General features: G+C 69.6%; 15 protein-coding genes. 5 read left to right on the top strand and 10 right to left on the bottom strand.

Annotated features, from left to right (window positions below; translation table 11 throughout):
- Positions 1 to 97 precede the first annotated feature (97 nt).
- On the top strand, positions 98 to 4,117 hold the full coding sequence (purL, locus tag AC07OQ_RS21585; RefSeq protein ID WP_495055194.1) for a phosphoribosylformylglycinamidine synthase: 4,020 nt from the start codon (positions 98 to 100) through the stop codon (positions 4,115 to 4,117).
- A gap of 142 nt (positions 4,118 to 4,259) precedes the next feature.
- Here purL and AC07OQ_RS21580 read toward each other — a convergent pair whose 3' ends face one another.
- From AC07OQ_RS21580 to AC07OQ_RS21570, 3 genes are all read right to left on the bottom strand, one after another.
- Positions 4,260 to 4,556 (bottom strand): hypothetical protein, encoded by a 297-nt coding sequence (locus AC07OQ_RS21580; protein WP_495055193.1) that lies wholly within the window; start codon positions 4,554 to 4,556, stop codon positions 4,260 to 4,262.
- A 142-nt stretch (positions 4,557 to 4,698) separates the two neighbouring features.
- Entirely contained in the window at positions 4,699 to 5,952 is a 1,254-nt protein-coding gene (locus AC07OQ_RS21575) for an MFS transporter (RefSeq protein WP_495055192.1), read from the bottom strand.
- A 183-nt stretch (positions 5,953 to 6,135) separates the two neighbouring features.
- A complete protein-coding gene (locus AC07OQ_RS21570; protein WP_495055191.1) occupies positions 6,136 to 6,981 on the bottom strand; it encodes a phytanoyl-CoA dioxygenase family protein in 846 nt (281 codons plus the stop codon).
- 96 nt (positions 6,982 to 7,077) lie between these two features.
- Between AC07OQ_RS21570 and AC07OQ_RS21565 the strand changes: the two genes are divergently transcribed.
- The gene (locus AC07OQ_RS21565; protein WP_495055190.1) at positions 7,078 to 7,875 is read left to right on the top strand and encodes an AraC family transcriptional regulator; all 798 of its coding nucleotides are present in this window, start codon (positions 7,078 to 7,080) and stop codon (positions 7,873 to 7,875) included.
- Positions 7,876 to 7,942: 67 nt separating this feature from the next.
- On the opposite strand, the gene AC07OQ_RS21560 is transcribed toward AC07OQ_RS21565, so the two are convergent.
- From AC07OQ_RS21560 to AC07OQ_RS21550, 3 genes are all read right to left on the bottom strand, one after another.
- Entirely contained in the window at positions 7,943 to 8,929 is a 987-nt protein-coding gene (locus tag AC07OQ_RS21560) for an LLM class flavin-dependent oxidoreductase (protein WP_495055210.1), read from the bottom strand.
- Positions 8,930 to 8,987: 58 nt separating this feature from the next.
- Positions 8,988 to 10,322 (bottom strand): hypothetical protein, encoded by a 1,335-nt coding sequence (locus tag AC07OQ_RS21555; RefSeq protein WP_495055189.1) that lies wholly within the window; start codon positions 10,320 to 10,322, stop codon positions 8,988 to 8,990.
- 166 nt (positions 10,323 to 10,488) lie between these two features.
- Positions 10,489 to 11,481 carry a S1C family serine protease gene (locus AC07OQ_RS21550; protein WP_495055188.1) on the bottom strand — a complete coding sequence of 331 codons (993 nt, stop codon included), beginning with the start codon at positions 11,479 to 11,481 and terminating at the stop codon, positions 10,489 to 10,491.
- A gap of 125 nt (positions 11,482 to 11,606) precedes the next feature.
- Between AC07OQ_RS21550 and AC07OQ_RS21545 the strand changes: the two genes are divergently transcribed.
- Complete coding sequence (locus AC07OQ_RS21545) at positions 11,607 to 12,329, top strand: heparan-alpha-glucosaminide N-acetyltransferase (protein ID WP_495055187.1); 723 nt, start codon at positions 11,607 to 11,609, stop codon at positions 12,327 to 12,329.
- A complete protein-coding gene (gene rlmB / locus AC07OQ_RS21540) occupies positions 12,326 to 13,060 on the top strand; it encodes a 23S rRNA (guanosine(2251)-2'-O)-methyltransferase RlmB (RefSeq protein ID WP_495055186.1) in 735 nt (244 codons plus the stop codon). Before AC07OQ_RS21545 ends, rlmB begins: the two co-directional genes overlap by 4 nt.
- Positions 13,061 to 13,074: 14 nt before the next feature.
- Here rlmB and AC07OQ_RS21535 read toward each other — a convergent pair whose 3' ends face one another.
- Entirely contained in the window at positions 13,075 to 14,496 is a 1,422-nt protein-coding gene (locus tag AC07OQ_RS21535; protein WP_495055185.1) for a GGDEF domain-containing protein, read from the bottom strand.
- Between the two features lie 149 nt (positions 14,497 to 14,645).
- Between AC07OQ_RS21535 and upp the strand changes: the two genes are divergently transcribed.
- On the top strand, positions 14,646 to 15,275 hold the full coding sequence (gene upp, locus AC07OQ_RS21530; RefSeq protein ID WP_495055184.1) for a uracil phosphoribosyltransferase: 630 nt from the start codon (positions 14,646 to 14,648) through the stop codon (positions 15,273 to 15,275).
- 205 nt (positions 15,276 to 15,480) lie between these two features.
- On the opposite strand, the gene AC07OQ_RS21525 is transcribed toward upp, so the two are convergent.
- The 3 genes from AC07OQ_RS21525 to AC07OQ_RS21515 are packed head-to-tail and all read right to left on the bottom strand — an operon-like array spanning position 15,481 to position 17,623.
- Positions 15,481 to 16,029, bottom strand: coding sequence for a chromate transporter (locus tag AC07OQ_RS21525; RefSeq protein ID WP_495055183.1), 549 nt, complete (start codon positions 16,027 to 16,029; stop codon positions 15,481 to 15,483).
- Positions 16,026 to 16,619 (bottom strand): chromate transporter, encoded by a 594-nt coding sequence (locus AC07OQ_RS21520; protein ID WP_495055182.1) that lies wholly within the window; start codon positions 16,617 to 16,619, stop codon positions 16,026 to 16,028. The genes AC07OQ_RS21525 and AC07OQ_RS21520 overlap by 4 nt, the downstream gene beginning before the upstream one ends.
- On the bottom strand, positions 16,616 to 17,623 hold the full coding sequence (locus tag AC07OQ_RS21515; RefSeq protein WP_495055181.1) for a D-2-hydroxyacid dehydrogenase family protein: 1,008 nt from the start codon (positions 17,621 to 17,623) through the stop codon (positions 16,616 to 16,618). Before AC07OQ_RS21515 ends, AC07OQ_RS21520 begins: the two co-directional genes overlap by 4 nt.
- Positions 17,624 to 17,735 lie beyond the last annotated feature (112 nt).

The following is a 17,735-nucleotide window of genomic DNA, read 5'->3' as shown; positions in this document are numbered from 1 at the left end:
TTGGGCCCACGCCCGGAGAGGATGCGCGCTGCTCGGTAGAATCCCGCACTTCACCGAAGGCCAGGCCGCCCCGGCTTGGCGCGCATCGCGGAACTCCATGGCTTCCACCAAGCACCTGACTCACTTCGAGGGCGGCAACGCCCTTTCTGCTTTCCGGGCCCAGGCCCTGCTGCCCAAGCTGCAGGCCGTCAACGAGCGCATCAACGGCGTCACGGCCCGCCATGTGCACTGGGTCTGGAGCGACGTGGCGCTCGGCGAGGAAGACAAGGCCAAGCTGGCCGCGCTGCTGAACTATGGCGATGCCTATGCAGGCGATGCCGGCGAGGGCGGCGGCCTGGTGGTCGTTGCGCCGCGCCTGGGCACCGTCAGCCCCTGGGCCTCCAAGGCCACCGACATCGCGCACAACTGCGGCCTGCAGCAGATCCACCGGGTGGAACGCGTCACCGAATACCGCATCACCTTGAAGTCCGGTCTGCTGGGAGGCGTCAAGACCCTCGGCAAGGACGATCTGCTCGCCTGCGCCGAGTTGCTGCACGACCGCATGACCGAGAGCGTGCTGCTGGCCCGCGAGGACGCCGCCCATCTGTTCGACGAAAAGACCGCCCAGCCCCTGGCCCATGTGGACGTGCTGGGCCGGGGCCGTGCGGCGCTGGAAGGCGCCAACAAGGAATTCGGCCTGGCGCTGTCCGACGACGAGATCGATTACTTGGTCACCGCCTTCACCGGCCTGCAGCGCAACCCCAGCGATGTCGAGCTGATGATGTTCGCGCAGGCGAACTCCGAGCATTGCCGCCACAAGATCTTCAACGCCAAGTTCACGGTGGACGGCGAGGAGCAGCCGCTGAGCCTGTTCGGCATGATCCGCAACACCGAGAAGCTGCATCCTCAGCACACGGTGATCGCCTATTCGGACAATGCCGCGGTGATGGAGGGCCATGCGATCGAGCGCTGGATGCAGGCCGGTCCGACCTTGACGGACTTCCGCGCGCCCAAGTACGAGGCGCGCAGCGAGCTGGCCCATGTCTTGATGAAGGTCGAGACCCACAACCATCCGACCGCGATCTCCCCGCATCCGGGCGCCTCCACCGGCGCCGGCGGCGAAATCCGCGACGAGGGCGCCACCGGCCGCGGCGCCAAGCCCAAGGCCGGCCTGAGCGGCTTCTCGGTCTCGAACCTGCGCCTGCCGGGACTCGACGAGCCCTGGGAGCAGGCCCATATCGGCAAGCCCTCGCACATCGCCGGCGCCTTGCAGATCATGATCGAGGGCCCGCTGGGCGGCGCGGCCTTCAACAACGAATTCGGCCGGCCCAATCTGGGCGGCTATTTCCGCGTCTTCGAGCAGGCCGTGGACGGCGTGCAGCGCGGCTATCACAAGCCCATCATGATCGCCGGGGGCATCGGCGCGATCCGCGCCGATCTGACCAAGAAGATCGAGTTCCCGGCCGGCAGCCTGCTGGTGCAGCTGGGTGGCCCGGGCATGAGGATCGGCATGGGCGGCAGCGCCGCCAGCTCGATGGCGGCCGGCACCAACACGGCCGACCTGGACTTCGACTCGGTGCAGCGCGGCAACCCGGAGATCGAGCGCCGCGTGCAGGAGGTCATCAACCATTGCTGGGGCCTGGCCGAGAAGAACCCGATCCTGGCGATCCACGACGTCGGCGCCGGCGGCATCTCGAACGCCTTCCCCGAACTGGTCAACGATGCCGGCCGCGGCGCGCGCTTCGACCTGCGCAAGGTGCCGCTGGAGGAGAGCGGCCTGGCGCCCAAGGAAATCTGGTGCAACGAGAGCCAGGAGCGCTATGTGCTGGCGATCGCGCCGGGCAGCCTGGAGCTCTTCGGGTCCATGTGCGAGCGCGAGCGCTGCCCCTTTGCGGTGGTGGGCGTGACGACCGAGCAGCGCGAACTGGTGCTGGAAGACGGCGAGGGTGGCGAGCGCGCGATCGACATGCCGATGGAGGTGCTGCTGGGCAAGCCGCCCAAGATGCACCGCGACGTGACGCGCGTGGCCCGCGACGGCGGCAGGCTGGACCTGACCGGCGTGGACCTCTCGAAGGTCGCGCTGGACGTGCTGCGCCACCCGACCGTGGCGTCCAAGCGTTTCCTGATCGCTATCGGCGACCGCACCGTCGGCGGCCTGAGCCACCGCGACCAGATGGTCGGTCCCTGGCAGGTGCCGGTGGCCGATTGCGCCGTGACCCTGGCCGACTTCAAGGGTTTCGCCGGCGAGGCGATGAGCATGGGCGAGCGCACGCCGCTGGCCGCGGTGAACGCTCCTGCCTCGGGCCGCATGGCCGTGGGCGAGGCGATCACCAATCTGCTGGCCGCGCCGATCGAGCTGGCGCGCGTCAAGCTCAGCGCCAACTGGATGGCCGCCTGCGGCGAGCCGGGTGAGGACGCCGCGCTGTTCGACACCGTCAAGGCGGTGGGCATGGAGCTGTGCCCGCAGCTGGGCATCTCGATTCCGGTGGGCAAGGATTCGCTGTCGATGCGCACCCGCTGGCCTGATGGCGATGTCAGCAAGCAGGTCACCGCGCCGGTTTCGCTGATCATCAGCGCCTTTGCGTCGGTGGCCGATGTGCGCGGCACCCTGACGCCCGAGCTGCAGGCCGGCCCGGAGATCGGGGACAGCAGCCTGATCCTGGTCGACCTCGGCCAGGGCAGGGCCCGCATGGGCGGCTCGATCCTGGCGCAGACCCTGAACCAGTTCGGCGCCGAGGTGCCGGACCTGGACGATGCGGCGCTGCTGAAGAGCCTGGTCGCGGCCGTCAACGAGCTGCGGGCGGCGGGCAGGCTCTTGGCCTACCACGACCGCGGCGACGGCGGCCTCTGGGCCACCGCCTGCGAGATGGCTTTCGCCGGCCATGTGGGCGTGAGCCTGAACATCGACATGCTGGTCACCGAGAGCGACGGCGTCAACGACAGCCGTGCCGATTTCGGCGACTCGAAGAACTGGGCCTCCCAGGTCAGCGGCCGGCGCGAGGAGCTGACGCTCAAGGCCCTGTTCAACGAGGAGCTGGGCGCGCTCCTGCAGGTCAAGACCGAGGACCGCGATGCCGCGATGCAGGTGCTGCGCAAGCATGGCCTGTCCAAGCACAGTCATGTGGTGGGCAAACCCAATGCCAGCGGCAAGGTGGAGGTCTGGCGCGACGCCAAGACCGTGTTCAGCGCGCCGCTGGAAAGCTTGCACAAGGAATGGGATCAGGTCAGCCACCACATCGCCCAGCTGCGCGACAACCCGGCCTGCGCCGACAGCGAGCATCAGCAGGCCGGCCGCGCCGACGATCCGGGCCGCCATGTGCGCCTGAGTTTCGACCCTGCAGAGGATGTTGCGGCACCGTTCATCAACGTCGGCGCTCGCCCGAAGCTGGCGATCCTGCGCGAGCAGGGCGTCAACTCGCACATCGAGATGAGCTATGCGATGGCGCTGGCCGGCTTCGACAGCTATGACGTGCACATGAGCGATCTGCAGTCCGGCGCGGCCTCGCTGCGCGACTTCAAGGGGTTCGTGGCCTGCGGCGGCTTCAGCTACGGCGACACCCTGGGCGCCGGCGAGGGCTGGGCGCGTTCGGTGATGTTCAATCCGGTGCTGGCCGAGGATTTCCAGGCCTTCTTCGCCCGCCAGGACGGCTTCGCTTTGGGCATCTGCAACGGCTGCCAGATGCTGGCCGCGCTCTCGCCCATCATCCCGGGCGCGCAGGACTGGCCCAAGTTCGTGCGCAACAAGAGCGAGCAGTTCGAGGCGCGCCTGGCCATGGTCGAGGTGCTGGATTCGCCCAGCCTGTTCTTCCAGGGCATGGCCGGCAGCCGTCTGCCGATCGCGGTGGCCCATGGCGAGGGCTATGCGGACTTCTCGCAGCGCGGCGACATCGCCAAGGTGGCGCGCGCGCTGCGCTATGTGGACAACGGCGGCGCGCCCACCGAGGTCTACCCGCTGAACCCGAACGGCAGCCCCGGCGGCTTGACCGGCGTGACCACGGCGGACGGCCGCTTCACCGCCCTGATGCCGCACCCCGAGCGCGTGTTCCGCAACATCCAGATGAGCTGGGCCAGCGGCGACAAGAGCGCGCTGAGCCCCTGGATGCGCATGTTCCGCAACGCGCGCAAGGCCCTGGGCTGAGGATGAAAAAAAGCCCGGCAACCCTGGGAAGGGCTGCTGGGCCAATGCGCGGGCATCAAGGAGATCGAGAGAAGCCCGGCAACTGCAAAGCTGCGGCAGCCACCCGCGGGCGGCTGCCGACTTTCATCTGGCCATCGGGTGCTCAGTGCATCGGTGCGGCGCGGTACTTGGGCGCGAAGTCCTCGGCGTCGTCGTAGTCGGCCGGGCTGTCGAGGGTCGGCGCGAGCGAGCCGCCGGCGGAGCAGGGTGCCGCGGCCAAGGCGCCGGCCAGCACCTGGCTGAGGCGCGGATCGCTGCGGATATGCTGCCGGGCCTGCTGGATGGCGCTGCGGAATTGCGGCGTCAGCTGGTCGAGTGCGTCGAGATAGCCCCAGTGGCGTTCGGGAAACTCGCACCACCACGCCACGATGCTGTCGGGATCCTGAAGATTGAGATGCATGACGCTGCTGCCTCGTGCTGGTTGATGCTCAATGTGCTGTATGAATATACAGTATTTTGAGGCGCTGTGCAGCGCAAGCCGCCGACTCGGTTTTGATCGGCAGCGTGCCGCGCGACAAGCCGACCGGCCGCGCCGAGCGCGCTCAAGGCTTGCGGGCCGCCTCGGCGTGCATGGGCGGGAAGCGGTCCATGGAGCGCAGGGTCGGGAACAGGCGCATCCACAGCAGGCCGATGCCGATGGTGAGCGCGCCGCCGACCATGATCGAGGGCCGCAGACCCAGCCAGGCCGCGGCCGCGCCGGACTCGAACTCGCCCAGCTCGTTGGAGGCGCCGATGAAGACCGAGCTCACCGCGCTGACGCGGCCGCGGATTTCGTCCGGCGTCTGCGACTGCACGAGGATATGGCGGATGTAGACGCTGACCATGTCGCCCGCGCCCATCAGCAGCAGGGCCGCGAGCGACAACCACAGCCAGCCCGATAGGCCGAACACCACGGTGGCCGTGCCGAACAGCGCCACGCCGCCGAACATCCAGCGCCCGACATGCCGCCGGATCGGCCGTGCTGCCAGCACGGCCGTGGTCAGCGCCGCGCCCACCGCCGGCGCGCTGCGCAGCAGGCCCAGGCCGGTGGCATCCGCCTGCAGCACATCGCGCGCCACCGCCGGCAGCATGGCCACCGAACCGCCGAACAGCACCGCGAACAGGTCCAGCGAGATCGCGCCCAGCATGATGGGCCGCGAGAACACGAAGCGCAGACCCTCCAGCACCGAGCGCAGCGAGGCCGGCTCCTTGCTGGCGGACTTTTTCTCGCTGCGCGGGATCATCAGCATCAGCGCCACGGAGACGGCCAGCAGCAGGGTCACGCAGCCGTACACAAGCTGGGCCCCGGCCAGATAGAGCAGGCCGCCGAGCACCGGGCCGGCGATCACCGCGACATGGAAGGTCGAGGAGTTGATCGCCACCGCCTGGGCGAAATGCTGGGCGGGCACCAGATTGATCAGCACGGCCTGGCTGGCCGGCATGCTGAAGGCGCGCGCCGAGCCGAACAGCGTCAGCACCGCCAGCACCGGCCAGACGCTGGACAGACCCGCATGCGTCAGCCCCCACAGCAGCAGCGCGCACAGCAGGTTGATCGCGAAGCAGGCCGTGATGATGCGGCGCCGGTCCAGTCGGTCCGCGGCCTGGCCGGCCGGCAGGATCAGCAGCAGGAAGGGCAGGAACTGCGCCAGCCCCACCAGGCCGAGGTCCAGCACCCGGCCCGAGAAGGCATAGACCTGCCAGCCGATCGCCACGCTCTGCATCTGCACCGCGAAGGCGCCGAGCAGGCGCGCGGCCAGGTAGAGGACGAAATTGCGTTCGCGCAGGACCACGAGGCCGGCAGGCAGGGAGAAGGGCATGGTGGCCGCGATTGTCGGCGAGCGGGCCGGATGAGGCCTGCGTTCAGCGGAGCGGGCCTCTGGCCGCCGAGCGTCGGTCAATGCCGAAAGCGCATTGCCTGGCCTTTCTTGCAGGGGAGGCGTCGATGGAGGGCGATGGCAGCTTGACGCAGTGGTGTGCCCGGCAAGCTGGGTGCGTCTGCTCTATCGAGGCCACAGCAAGGGGAACCAGGGGTGGTCCAGCGGGGCACCTGCCGGCAGCTGATCGCTCAGTCCCGGGAATTCCGGGGAGGTCTTCCAGCGGCGCGGCGCATGCCGCATGTCATCGCCCAGCATGCGCACCGAGAACGCGCGCCGCCTTCTGCCGGGCTCAAGCCCCGCCGAGGCGTGCAGCGTCAGCATATTGAAGGCCAGGGCATCGCCGGGCTCCATCGCCCAGCCCCGGATATCGTAGGCCGCGCGATCGGCCTCGATATCGGGCAGATCGGCGAGACTGCCTTCGGGAAACCACTTGGCCTCGTTGCTCATAAAGGTTCTGGGCATCAGCCATGGCCCCTTGTGCGACCCCGCCACAAATTCCAGGGTGGCCGGACGCGACACCGGATCCACGGGAATCCAGAAGCTGACGTTCTGGCGGCCCTCGACGTTGTAGTAGGGCTGGTCCTGGTGCCATGGGGTGCGCTGCTGCGTGCCGGCCTCCTTGGTGAGCATATGGTCGTGATAGAGCCGTATCGTCGTGCTGCCGGTCAGCTGCGCCGCCACGGCCGCCAGCGCCGACTGGGTGATGACGTCCCGATAGGCCGCGTTCTCCTGCCAGTTGCAGAAGTCCTCGATGAAAAAGCCAGGGTCGTCGGGCCGGCTCGCCACCTTGGCGCGCGGGCTGGGCGAGGCGAGGTTGGCGTCGATCCCTTCGCGCAGGCGCTCGACCTCGGCGGGGCTCAGTACACCGCGCAGGCAAACGACCCCGTGGCGTTCGTACTCTTCCCTCAGATCGGGCGACGCGGCCAGCCCGGCCCGTTCGGCCCCTTGATCGCTTGTCGTTGAATGCATGGTTCAGGTCTCCTGGAAGGGCCGCAAGGCCGAGATGACGGAACCAGTCTAGATTGGCGGTCTGTATTCAAATACGCTTTATCGGACAATCTATAGATGAGGCCGGACAACATGACGCCGCACCGTTCCCTCCGGCCCGAGGCCGCGGAGGGCTCGCCCCCCCTGCGATTCAAGGCCGTGCATCTGAAGGCCGGTGGTGCAGATCCTCCCGATCGCCACGACGCGGGCCAGTTCGTGCACGCCATCTCGGGGGTGATCGAGGTCGGCATGGACGGTCGCTTCTTTCTGGCGCCGCCGCAGTACGGCGTGTGGATTCCACCGGGCATCGAGCATGTGTCCAGCAATCGCCACGAGGCGAGCTATGTCACGCTCTATGTGGCCGAGTCCTTGTGCGCAGCACTGCCGCGACGCGCCTGCACCATGGCCATCAACCCGCTGATCCTGGCCCTGCTCGACCTGTTGCGCCGAGGGGGTGTCGAGTTTCCGAGCACGCCGCCGGAGCAGCGGCTGTTTCAGGTGCTGCTTGACCAGTTGTCCAGCACGCCCAGCCACGACAGCTACCTGCCCCTGTCGAAGGATCCTCTGCTCGGGCAGGTGCTCGATGCGCTGCAGGCCAGCCCCTGGGATTCGCGGACGCTGGCCGACTGGGCCGCGCTGGTGCACACGACCGAACGCACGCTGGCGCGCCGTTGTCAGCGCGATCTCGACATGTCGTTCAACGAATGGCGGCAACGCCTGAAGGTGGTACGCGGCATCGCGCTGCTGGAGGGCGGCCGCGCCGTCAAGGACGTTGCCCTGGAGCTGGGCTACAGCGCGCCCTCCGCCTTTATCGCGATGTTCCAGCGGCAGATCGGGATGACGCCGCAGGCCTATCTGCGACAGAAGTCGGAATGAGGCCGCGGCGAGATGCCTCCGCATGCACAAGAAGGTCTGCTCGCGGCGCGCATGCTGCGCAGCGCGTTCAGCGCGCCAACTGGGCCAGCAACTCGTAGGAGCGCAGCCGCGCCGCGTGGTCGTGCACCGCGCAGGCGACGATGAACTCGTCCGCACCGGTGCGCTCCAGCGTCGCGCGCAGGCCGGCGCGCACCGTGACCGGCGAGCCGACGATGGACTCGGCCAGCATGCGCTGCACGCCGGCCTTCTCGCTCGCGCTCCAGCGCGACTCCATATCGTCCACCGGCCTGGGCAGCGGCCCGCGCTGGCCGCGCTGCATGCCCAGGAAGCGCTGCTGCAGCGAGGTGAAGAGGTGCTGGGCCTCGGCGTCGCTGTCGGCCACCACCACGTTCAGCCCCACCATCGCATATGGTTCGGGGTGCTTGGCGCTGGGGCGGTACTGGGCGCGGTAGATCTCGAGTGCCTGCATCAGCAGGTCGGGTGCGAAATGCGAGGCGAAGGCGAAGGGCAGGCCCAGATAGGCGGCCAGCTGCGCGCTATAGAGACTCGATCCCAGCAGCCAGAGCGGCACCTCGGTGCCCTGGCCCGGAATGGCGCGCACGACCTGACCCTCCTTGGCCGGGCCCAGATAGGCCTGCAGCTCCAGCACGTCCTCCGGGAAGCGGTCCTCCGCGGCCGTGCTGAGATGACGGCGCAGCGCGCGCATCGTCGGCCCGTCGGTGCCGGGCGCGCGCCCGAGACCCAGGTCGATGCGGCCGGGGAACAGGGTCGCCAGGGTGCCGAACTGTTCGGCGATGGTCAGCGGCGCATGGTTGGGCAGCATGATGCCGCCGGAACCGACCCGGATGGTCTGGGTCGCCTGGGCGAGCTGGCCGATCAGCACCGCGGTGGCCGAGCTGGCCACGCCGTCCATATTGTGGTGCTCGGCCACCCAGAAGCGGCGGTAGCCCAGGGCTTCGGCATGGCGCGCCAGGGCCACGCTGTGGCGCAGCGCGGTGGCGGCGTCGCTGCCTTCTACGATGGGAGCGAGGTCGAGGATGGAAAGCGGAATCAGCATGCCCCGGAGTCTAGGGCGCCGCCGTGTGGCAGGCCCGGCAGCAGGGCCTTCGTCTCTATGCTAGGCGCCGCACCTTGTGCCGTCCGAGCGCCACCCAGAGCAGGGTCAGGCCGGCCATGGCCAGCAGCGGCGTCGGCAGCTCGGGCACCGTGGCCACCAGCGGTGTCATGCTGCCGCTGAACCGGCCGTCCGACACGAAGCCCAACCCGGTGATGAAGCCGTCGGGATGGTAGGGGTCCAGGGCCACGCCTTCTTCGATGCCGGTGATGCGAAAGCGATCGACGCCGCCGGCCGCGAAGGCGAAGGCCTGGCCGCCGACCAGGTCGGTGCCGCTGTCGACCCAGCTCGCGCCATTCCAGAGCCAGAGGCGGAAGTGATCGTCGCCGAAGCCTTGCGGCATCAGGACGGAGGCGAAGTTCGGATCGCCGGCGGCGGTGTGGTAGTCGAAGCCGAGCGCCACCACCGGGTCGATGAAGATGGTCTGGCCGGCCGCCACCGGGATGCCGGAGAAGCGATAGACCGGCACCTCGCCCGACAGATCGCTGAAGGGCAGGAAGACCGGTGCCGCCGGTCCGCCGTCGCTGATATTGAAGTCGATGAAGGAGCGCGACTGGCTCAGCAGGTTGACGAAGCCGCCCTGGGCCAGGTCGTTGCGCGTGTCCTGCAGCTGGATCTCCAGCGTGTACTGCTTGCCGGGCAGCAGGCTGTTGCCGGCGAGGAAATGCGGGTCATTGGCGGCGATGCTCAGCGAGCTCGTGCTCGGGAGCAGGCCGGCATGGCGATAGATGAGGGTGGCGATGCCGTTGCCGCCCACGCCGTTGCTGCCCCGGAAGTCCGACACGTCGCGGATGTTGATGCTGATGGAGTCGATGCTGGAGCCGGGGGCCGACGTCGGCAGGCTCCAGCTGAAGCCGGGCGTCGACCCGTTCTGCGTGATGCTGGTCGCCTGCGTGAAGCCGAGCGGGCCCGCACCGCTGCCCAGCGAGGGCGTCGTGGCGCTGGCCTGGTCCGCGCCATTGCCGAACAGCAGGGTCCAGGAGCCGTCCGGGATCAGCTCGGGCGCCCGCGCGATCGACCAGTGGTTGCTGGACAGGTCGGAAGCCACGAAGTTCAGCGCCAGCGTGGCGTTGCCCTGGGTGGCGGAGCCGCTGGTGCCGACGGCATTCGCCAGGTTCTGCGGCGTGCAGGGGTTGCCGGCCAGGACGACGCAGGTGCTGCCCAGCTGCTGCCGCAGCCCGGTGCCCAGGCCGATCGAATTCGGCGAGACGTTGTCCAGGAACTGGTAGCCGTTCGTGACGCTGAGCGGGTTGGCCGTCGCGCCGCCCGTTGTCATCGCGGCGATCAGCAGCAGGCGTGCGAGCAGGCCGGCGGTCGACTGGTTCATCAACATGAGCACCTCCTGGAGCGGCTTGGCCTGACCGGTCGATACCGACCGATGCGCTCGTCCGGCCGGCTTTGCCCAAGCCAAATCATGCGGGCGCTTGTCGGTGCTGTCGATCAGGGGTCCCGGGTTTCGGGTACAGGCCTTGCGCCGGAGGCGGGAGCGGCGCGGGCCCTCAGTCGGCGGCGCTGCCCAGCTGGGCACTCACCTGACGGCTCTTGCCGCCGCTCCAGACCGTCAGCACGACCCGCTCGCCGATCTGGCGGGTTTCCAGCAGGGTCAGCATATCGTCCAGATCGGCCACGGCCTGGCCGTCCACCGCGGTGATCACGTCGCCGGCCAGCACGCGGCCGCTGCGGTCGCGCCGGAAGGGCTTGAGCCCGGCACGGTCGGCCGGGCCGCCCTCGGTCACGCCCACCAGCACCACGCCCTTGGGCAGACGCAGGGCCTGCTGCAGCTGGGCCGAGCCGGCCGCCACGCCCAGGGCCGGGCGGATGAAGCGGCCGTCCTTGATCAGGCGCGGGACGACGCGGTTGACCTCGTCGGCGGGGATCGCGAAGCCGATGCCGGCGCTGGCGCCGCTGGGGCTGAAGATCGAGGTGTTGACGCCGACCAGGCGGCCGGCCGAATCGAGCAACGGGCCGCCGGAGTTGCCGGGGTTGATGGCCGCGTCGGTCTGGATCGCGCCGCGGATGCTGCGCCGGTTCATCGATTCGATCTCGCGGTTCAGCGCCGAGACGATGCCGGTGGTGAGGGTCTGGTCCAGGCCGAAGGGGTTGCCGATCGCATAGACCTGCTGGCCCACCTGCAGATCGCGGCTGGCGCCCATCGGGATGGGCTGGAGCTTTTCGCGCGGCGCCTTGATGCGCAGCACGGCCAGATCGCGGTCCTCGAAGGCCCCCACCAGTTCGGCGTCGAACGTGCTCTGGTCGGCCAGGGTCACGCGGGCGCCGTTGGCGCCCTGGATCACATGGAAATTGGTGACGATGTGGCCCGCCTCGTCCCAGATGAAGCCGCTGCCGGTGCCGCGCGGCAGCTCGGACACGTTCATCGAGAAGAAGTCGCGCTGGTAGGCCAGGGTGGTGATGTGCACGACCGAGGGCGAGACCTTCTTGAAGACGCGGATGTTGTTCTGTTCGGCGGCCTCCAGCGGGCCGCGCGGCTGCACAGGGCGGGGCTGCTGGGCCTGAGCCGTGCCGAAAGTGGCGAGCGCGGCAAGAACAGCAAGAACGGCGGGGAGGGCAAGGGCGAGGAGGCGGCGCATGATCGGCGGGTCGTTAGACTGCGACGCTGATGATAAGACCCGACCCTGCCACCCGACACGAGCGCCTGGACGCGCTGCGTGGGGCCGCCATCGTCTGGATGGCGGTATTCCATTTCTGCTTCGACCTGGCCTATTTCCGCCTGGCCGGCTGGGACTTTTACCGCGACCCCTTCTGGCTGCAGCAGCGCACGGCCATCGTCAGCCTGTTCCTGCTGTGCGCCGGCATGGGCCAGGCGGTCGCCATCACCCAGGGCCAGCCATGGGGGCGCTTCTGGCGCCGCTGGGCCCAGGTGGCGGGCTGCGCGCTGCTGGTGAGCCTGGGCTCCTGGTGGATGTTTCCCCGCAGCTTCATCAGCTTCGGCGTGCTGCACGGCATGGCGGTGATGCTGCTGCTGCTGCGCGCTGTTGCGCCGCGGCTGCCGCTGGCGAGCCTGGCGCCGCTGGGCCTGGCGCTGCTGCTGCTGCCGCAGTGGGTCCAGCATCCCTTCTTCGACGCGCGCTGGAGCAACTGGCTGGGCCTGGTGACGCGCAAGCCGCAGACCGAGGACTTCGTGCCCCTGCTGCCCTGGCTGGGCGTGATGCTGTGGGGCTACGGCCTGGCGCGCTGGCGGCCGCGGCTGCTGGAGGGGGCGCTGCCGGCGCCGCTCGGGCCGCTGGCCGTGCTGGGGCGGTGGTCGCTGAGCTTCTACATGCTGCACCAGCCGCTGCTGATCGGGGCCCTGCTTCTGCTGCAGGCGACAATAGGGCCATGAGCGCCAACAAGATCCTCTTCGGCTTCCATGCCGTCACCGTGCGGCTGAAGACCGCGCCCCAGTCGATCACCGAGATCCTCGTCGATGCCACGCGCCGCGACCAGCGCATGCGCGGCTTCGTCGAACGCGCCAAGGAGGCCGGCGTCAAGCTGGTGGACAGCGACGACGAGCGCCTGAAGGCCCTGTGCGGCACGCACCGCCACCAGGGCGTGGTGGCGCGCGTGACGGCGCTGGCCCTGCACCATTCGCTGGACGATGTGCTGGACGCCGCGGAGGGTGCGCCGCTGGTGCTGGTGCTGGACGGCGTGACCGACCCGCACAACCTGGGCGCCTGTCTGCGCGTGGCCGACGGCGCCGGGGCGCATGCGGTGGTCGCGCCCAAGGACCATGCGGTGGGGCTGAACGCCACGGTGGCCAAGGTGGCCAGCGGGGCGGCCGAGACCGTGCCCTATCTGATGGTGACCAATCTGGCGCGCACCCTCAAGGAGCTGAAGGAGCGCGATATCTGGGTGATCGGCACCTCGGACCAGGCCGAGAAGTCGATCTACGAGATCGACCTGAAGCGCCCGGTGGCCCTGGTGCTGGGCGCCGAGGGCGAGGGCATGCGCGCGCTGACCGCCAAGACCTGCGACGAACTGGTGCGCATCCCGATGAGGGGCGCGGTCGAGAGCCTGAACGTGTCGGTGGCCTCGGGGGTCTGCCTCTACGAGGCGCTGCGCCAGCGCCGCTGAGGGCGGCAGCGGGCTCAGGCCGCCAGCCGGTTGCGGCCCGCGGTCTTGGCCCGGTACAGGGCCTGGTCGGCCTGCATCAGCAGGGGCTCCAGCGGCCCCTGCGCCGGCGCGCCGACGGCGATGCCGATGCTGACCGTGGCCGACACCCGGCGGCCTTCGCCGATGTCGATCCGGGCCGTCGCCAGGGCCGCGCGCACTCGCTCGGCTACCGCCCGCGCGGCCTCGAGGGAGCAGCCGGGCAGCAGGATCGCGAACTCCTCGCCGCCCAGGCGGCCCATCAGGTCGACCTCGCGCAGGCAGCCGCCGGCCAGCCGCGCGAAGGCCCGCAGCACCTCGTCGCCGGCGGCATGGCCATGGGCGTCGTTGATCTGCTTGAAGTGATCGAGGTCCAGCATCAGCAGGGCCGCGGCGTGGCGCCCGGCCGCCAATTGCCGCAGCCGCTCGCCGGCCTGTTCATGGAAGCTGTGGCGGTTCAGCAGACCGCTGAGCGGGTCGTGGCTGGCCAGGTGCTGCAGGCGCAGCAGCAGCTTGTTGCGTGCCGCCATCACGCAGGCCACGGTGATCGGGGCCACCGCGATCAGCGAGATGCCCAGGCGGATCGACAGCAGGGTGCTGGCCGACTGCAGGGCGGCGCCTTCCACGGGCAGCAGGCCCTGGGCGATGCTGACCAGGGCCCAGGTCCCGAACAGCAGGGTCAGCAGGGCCGTGCCGAACACGCCGTAGCTGAGTGCGCACCACAGCAGGGCCGGCACCGGAAAGGCCACCGCGCCGGGGCCCGGCACGGCCAGGCTCAGCGCACAGGAGGCGACCAAGGCCAGCACCGGCAGCATCGGCTGCAGGGTGGACCAGGGCCCGACCGGCAGCACCGCCGGCTCGCGGCGGCGCTCCAGGCCCCGCCACGGGGAGTCCGGCAGCGTCAGCACGGCGGGCAGGAAGGCGATGTAGTTGGCCAGTTCGCTGACGAAGCAATAGACCCAGCCGCCGAAGGGGCTGGTGCCCAGCAGGCGCGGACCGATCGCGAAACCCACCAGGCCGGCCGTGGCGGCCGCGGCCGCGATCACCAGCAGCAGCCGGGGCACGGCCAGCGGGCCCTGCAGGCGCCGGTCCTCCAGCGGCTGGCGCGACAGCAGTTGCTGGCCGACCAGCGCGCCGGCCAGATTGCCGCCGCTGAGGAGCAGGCTGGTCGCCGGGTCGCTGCCGGTGAGCCAGTCGGCCAGCAGGTAGCCGATGGCGGCGCCGGCCCAGCCGAAGACGCCGGCGCGGGCGGGCGAGCGCACCATCAGGCCCAGCAGCAGGGCATTGACCGGCCACAGCGAAGCCAGCTGCCCCATCGGCCGGCTCACGATGCCCAGCAGGGCCGCTGCCAGCACCAGGGCGCACAGCATGCCCGCCGTCTTGGCCCCATCGATCCAGAAGCCTGCCGTCCCAACCCTCATTCACCGCGCTCCTCGTCCAACTTCCCGGACAGGCTAGCGCATCGCCCGGCCGTCTGACAGCGTGGAAACCGCGCCCCGGGTAGCTGCCGGTGGGCGGGTGGGGCCCCAGCGTCGATAATGCCGCCGACCCTCAGTCCCACACCACCATCATGGCCGTCATCGAAGTCAACCATCCCCTCGTCAAACACAAGATCGGCCTGATGCGCGAGGCCGACACCTCCACCAAGAAGTTCCGCGAGCTGACCGGGGAGGTGGCGCGCCTGCTGGCCTACGAGGCCACGGCCGACTTCCCGCTGGAGAAGACCACGATCGAGGGCTGGTGCGGCCCGGTCGAGATCGACCAGATCGCGGGCCGCAAGGTCACCGTGGTGCCCATCCTGCGCGCGGGCCTCGGGATGCTGGACGGCGTGCTGGACATGATGCCCAACGCCAAGGTCAGCGTCGTGGGCCTGGCGCGCGACCACGAGACCCTGAAGCCGGTCAACTACTTCGACAAGTTCGTCGGCCAGCTGAGCGAGCGCACCGCGCTGATCATCGACCCGATGCTGGCCACGGCCGGCTCCATGATCGCCACCGTCGAGCTGCTGAAGCAGCGCGGCTGCCGCGACATCCGCGCCCTGGTGCTGGTGGCGGCGCCGGAGGGGGTGGCGGCGCTGAACGCGGCGCATCCGGACGTGCGCTGCTGGACCGCCGCGATCGACAGCCACCTGAACGAGAACGGCTACATCATCCCGGGCCTGGGCGACGCGGGCGACAAGATCTTCGGCACAAAGGAGTAGGCCCACCCCCTACGCGCTGCGCGCGCCCCCTCGAGGGGGCCGAGGCCGGACTCAAACAGTCCTGAGGACTGTTTGTGCCTGCCGAAGGCCAAGGCCTCTGGCCTTGGCGAGCCCGAGCGCCCTGCAGAGCCGGATCTCCGGGCTCCGCTGGATGGGTCGCGCCTCGCCGGCGCTCCGAGCTGCCGCGAAGGGATCTGCCCCGTCCTCAGACGATCCCCAGCGCGCCCAGCACGCCGCCGCCCAGCACCAGCCACACCAGGCCGATGCGGGTCTTCAAGGTCAGCAGCACCGTGACGGCCATCAGGGCCAGGGTCGCGAGGCGGTGGGCCGGGTCGCGCACATAGGGCACGGCCAGCAGCCAGCCGGTGGCGATCAGCAGGCCCAGGGTCAGCGGCGCCATGCCCGCGGTGAAGGAGCGCACGCCCAAGGTGTGCTTATGCTCGCGCGCCCAGCGGGTGGCGGCCAGCACCAGGGTGGTGGAGGGCAGCATGATGCCCAGCATCGTGACCAGCGCGCCCAGCGGCCCGGCCGCGTTCCAGCCCAGCACCGCGACGAACAGGATGTTGGGCCCCGGCGCGGCCTGGGCCAGGGCGATCGAGCTGGTGAACTGGGTGTCGCTCAGCCAGCCCTGCTGGCCCACCAGATAGCGGTGCATCTCGGGCGCGGCCGTGATCGCGCCGCCCACCGAGAGCAGGGACAGCATCAGGAAATGCAGGAACAGGTCGCCGTACTGGGCCAGGCTCAGCGCGTTCAAGGCCGGCCGCTCCGGCTCAGATGCCAGCGGGCCAGCGCCATGCCGCAAGCGCCCAGGCCCAGCACCACCCAGACCAGCGGTGCCCGCGCCAGCGCGATCGCGCCGAAGGCCGCCACGGCCAGCAGCAGGGCCCAGGCACGGCCGACCGGGTTGGTCTTCAGCGAGGGCAGCAGCTTCAGCCCGGTGGCCAGGATCAATCCGGCCGCCACCGCACCCATGCCGCGCAGCGCACCGGCCATGCGCCCATGCTCCAGCAGCGCGCCCGACAGCGAGGTCAGGGACAGCACGATCACGCAGGGGATGGCGAGCATGCCGGCCAGCGCCGTCAGCGCGCCGCGCAGGCCGAAGAAGCGGTCGCCGATCATCAGCGAGAGATTGACGATATTGGGGCCCGGCAGCACCTGGCCGATCGCCAGCATCTCCAGGAACTCCTCGCGCGTCAGCCAGCCGAGGCGTTCGACCAGCTCGCGCTGCGCCACCGCCAGCACGCCGCCGAAGCCCTGCAGGGCCAGGCGGTTGAAGGCCCAGAACAGCACCGACAGCGAGGCCGGCCGGACGCGCTCCTGCGTCAGCACCGCGCGCTCGCTCACCGCAGGACTTTCAGCGCTTCGGGGTTGACGATATTGCTGGGCTCGTTCCTGATGAAGTTCAGCACATTGTCGAAGGCGGCATCGAAGTACATCTCGTAGCTGTCCTGCTCGACATAGCCGATATGCGGCGTGCAGACCGCATTTTCCAGGCGCAGCAGCGGGTGGCCCTGCAGGATGGGTTCGCTCTCGAACACGTCGATCGCGGCCATGCCGGGACGGCCGCGGTTCAGGGCCGAGACCAGGGCGCCGTCGGCCAGCAGCTCGGCGCGCGAGGTGTTGACGAACAGCGCGGTCGGTTTCATGCGGGCCAGGTCCTCGGGCGTCACCAGGCCGCGCGTGGCGTCGGACAGGCGCAGGTGCAGACTCAGCACATCGCTGCTCTCGAAGAAGGCCTCGCGGCTTTCGGCCACCAGGCAGCCGTCGCGCTGGGCGGCCAGGCGCGAGCTCTCGCTGCCCCAGACCTGCACCTGCATGCCGAAGGCGCGGCCGTAGCCGGCCAGCAGCTTGCCGATCTTGCCGTAGCCCCAGATGCCCAGGGTCTTGCCGCGCAGCACCAGCCCCAAGCCGAAGTTGGGTGGCATCGACTGGGCCTTGAGCCCGGACTGCTGCCAGGCGCCATGCTTGAGGTTGCCGATGTACTGCGGCAGGCGGCGCATCGAGGCCATGATCAGCGCCCAGGTCAGCTCCGCCGGTGCGATCGGCGAACCGACGCCCTCGGCCACCGCGATCCCGAGGCGGGTGCAGGCCTCCACGTCGATGTGGTTGCCGATCCGGCCGGTCTGGGCGATCAGCTTGAGCTTGGGCAGCTTTTCCAGCAGCTGGCGCGGGAACTGCGTGCGCTCGCGGATCAGCACCAGCACCTCGGCGTCGCGCAGCCGTACCGAGAGCTGACCTATGCCCTTGACGGTGTTGGTGAAGACCTTGGCATTGAGGGCGTCCAGCTTGGCGGCACAGCGCAGCTTGCGTACCGCGTCCTGATAGTCGTCGAGGATGATGATGTTCATGGCGTGCTGATGAACATTCTGCCTTGCGTTTGGGTCTCTCTGGGGCGGCTTGTGCAGCGGATGCCACAAATCGTTAGGATGCCGCCCACCCCTGATTTCCCTGAGGAGACTC

Source organism: Roseateles sp. GW821-FHT09B06, assembly GCF_059418245.1.
Note: the sequence above shows the minus strand (reverse complement) of the source record. Positions and strands in the feature narration are given on the sequence as shown.